This is a genomic window from Mojavia sp., from assembly GCF_059505145.1.
On record NZ_JCACKA010000050.1, the window covers coordinates 1 to 2,849 of the forward strand.

Below are 2,849 nucleotides of genomic sequence, written 5' to 3' on the forward strand. Positions count from 1 at the left end.
CATATCGAAGTAAGAGTTAACATCTATATCAGTCAGAGCTTAGTTAGCGTACTATATACGCTAACCTGTTTTTTATTCCCCACACCTTTTTTCGTTCACCCGGCAAGCTGTTCTTGTGCTGGGGGTGCTGGGGAGACAACAAAATAAGTGAATTTAAGGTTGCTTGAGTATTTATAAATACAAATTTTCCTCTTTACTCCCCCAGCCTCCCCAGCTTTTCTTAGTGACATTCGAGCATGAATGGCGCAAACTAACATTATCGGGACTTTAATTATCCGAGCGGCAGCAAACACCTGTCAGTCTTTAGGACTGCGATTGCGCTCAAGGGCGCACTCATCTGAAAGCTGCTCGCACAGTCTTGATGAGAGCAGCATCTTCTTTGTCACTGCCACTTTTGAGGTGTGATTGCCTTTGGCGCTCCCTTGTAATAGATGCAATATTTTATCCTTGTTCTCCTACATCTTTTGGTCACAGTTAAAAAATGCCAGCTTTTTTCTGCTCCCTGTATTGTTCATATCTAGGTAATATCTAGATAACCCAGACTGTCCGCGACCGAATGAAGGTGTCGCTCGCTCTTGATACTTACCTAGACAGCATCATGATAAAGGTAATTATTGGTTGGGTGTTGCAGAAAAAGCGGGATGATTTAGCAACACCAGAAAACTTCTCCCCCTGCTACCCCAGCTTGCCCTAATTCATCCCACTGTGGGAGCAACGCCATTGGTTGTGTAGTGCCTTCTTGCAATCGCCCTTCAGCAGACAAAATTAATTAGCTTCATTCTCCACTGAGGAATTTGGCATCAAAATAAATTCTGGGACTATGCATCGGCGATAATAATTAACTATCGCTCTTTGTGCCAGGGTGTGAAAATCGACCGTCACGGAAAGGCAAAGGTTTTGTCGCCGGAAGAAATCCAGCGTCTGTTCACCGATGGTTTGACCACAGTCCGGGATAAAACACTCGGTGCGGTGATGCTCTACACTGCTTGTCGCGTTTCCGAATGCGTTACCCTGAAAATTCAAGATATTTATGATAGCAGAAAGCGAGTCAGGCCAGAACTGAACATTCGCAAAGGCAGCACCAAGGGAAAGCTGGCAACTCGTACTATCCCAGTACTGGATGACCTCCGGCTTCACCTGGAACTGTACAAACCCAAGGTATCCCGCGATGCTTATCTCTTCCCTGGTCGTTGGGGGCATGGTCATTTGCATGAGGATTACGCGGCGCTGATTTTTAAGAGAGGGTGTAACAAGGTAGGCATTGAAGGAGCTAGTACCCACAGTTGCCGCCGAACTGCACTTACGCTCATGAGCAATGCAGGAATTCCACTGAGAGTAATTCAGCAGATCAGCGGACACCGCAGCCTGGAGCAATTACAAGAGTACCTGGATGTAGAACCGTCGCAGGTACGGGGAGCGATCGCGGCGTTGTCGATGCTGACTCCGGTGCCAGGAGATAGTAGCAAAAGTGATAGCACTGCTAGCAACAACACTAAGTTGATAACGGATTACTAGATCGGGAAATATATGAAAGACGATCTAAACACAAAGAATGCGCCTGATAGACTATAGCGATTTTGGAAAAATGGCGATTACCTGACTATTGGCAAGATTGATTCATCAAGCCATTGATAAAAATGAGGCACTGTTTGTTCCAGTTTACGTAACTCACTCGCTGCAATCTCTTCCAACTCCAACACCGTCTCCCAGCGCAAATCAGTTGTCCATCGCTTAAGGATGGCTTTAATCGCGTCTACTCCTTGGGCAATGCCAGAGCGAAGGGTTTCCACGCAATGAAGTAGTGTAGTGCGATCGTACTCATAGGCTTCGGGGCAGGGGGGAGGGGGAGCAGGGGAGAAAGAGCCTTGCCCCGAAGCCCCGAAGCCCCGAAGCCCCCCTGCTTCTAAAGAAGGCGTAGTATCCGCCCCCTCAACTAAGGGATTTCCTATACCATTTATGGGGGGGGTGGATACGGAAGAGGAAATTGGCGCTGTTCCTGATGCTGATTGCGTTTCGGCACGTTTGTTTTGTCGATGAGCGATAACTTGTAATGCAAAGTCCAATTCCGACTTCGACAGCGAGAACAATTTTACTTGTTGACCACGTTTGCCCTGCTTGCGACAGCATAACTTTAGCCCCAACTGTTCAACAAGGGTGGCGAGTAACCAAATCGGTTGACAATCAGGCGGGACAGTAAACCCCAAAATTGCTTTGATGTGAGCAGCGCATTCTTTGGCTGTTGCTGTCATAAGTAATAGATGTTCGTCGGTGGCAGTAATTTCTTCTCCTGTGACTAATCGTTTGAGAATGTCATGCAGCCCTAAGTTGAAACGGGCTAACCACTTGGCAGAATAATTACCCCAGTCCATACAAAAGGGTAACTTGTTACGTTCAGCTAGATCTTTGGCACTGACAAATTCTGGTGGTGCGGGGTACTGTTTGTTAGTACGAAGATCCACAATCATCTCAAGAGATGGAGATAAGATGGCCTCTAAGGATGCGAGCGCACTAATCAATCGACCGCCATTGTCTTGCTCGACCAATCGGGGTGTAACTTCCATGCCGTAAGAATCATGAATGCGGAACTTCTCACACTCGTTCATCTGGTCAGGTGAAAGATAATCCTTAGTTTGTCGTGTGCGGTATTCTGTTTTAGTAATGTTTTTGGCACTGGCGACGGCATGATGGTGAGCAGTATCGAGTGCATCAGCAGCATTTTTGAGATATTCCCAGGCTGCGACATCAATATGATCTCCGGTTGAAACAATAGTATTGCCCATGTCGGACAACAGCGATCTCAGGTCAGCACGTAAGTTATTAATTGATTGATGACGAGAAGCTTGAATTTG

The 2,849-nt window shown here is 46.8% G+C and carries 2 protein-coding genes and 1 pseudogene; 2 read left to right on the plus strand and 1 reads right to left on the minus strand.

Translation table 11 applies throughout. From position 1 onward, the window contains the following. Positions 1-240: 240 nt before the first annotated feature. Together AC5JL8_RS10350 and AC5JL8_RS10355 are read left to right on the plus strand one after the other, a co-directional pair. Complete coding sequence (locus AC5JL8_RS10350) at positions 241-405, plus strand: hypothetical protein (RefSeq protein WP_495879695.1); 165 nt, start codon at positions 241-243, stop codon at positions 403-405. A gap of 459 nt (positions 406-864) precedes the next feature. Beyond that, complete coding sequence (locus tag AC5JL8_RS10355) at positions 865-1,515, plus strand: tyrosine-type recombinase/integrase (RefSeq protein WP_495879696.1); 651 nt, start codon at positions 865-867, stop codon at positions 1,513-1,515. 77 nt (positions 1,516-1,592) lie between these two features. Here AC5JL8_RS10355 and AC5JL8_RS10360 read toward each other — a convergent pair. Further along, positions 1,593-2,849, minus strand: a pseudogene (locus AC5JL8_RS10360) (bifunctional DNA primase/helicase); the annotation flags it as partial.

Bases quoted from the DNA above. Each gene is read 5' to 3' on its own strand.
- AC5JL8_RS10350 (WP_495879695.1), top strand. From the start codon at position 241: ATGGCGCAAACTAACATTATCGGGACTTTAATTATCCGAGCGGCAGCA.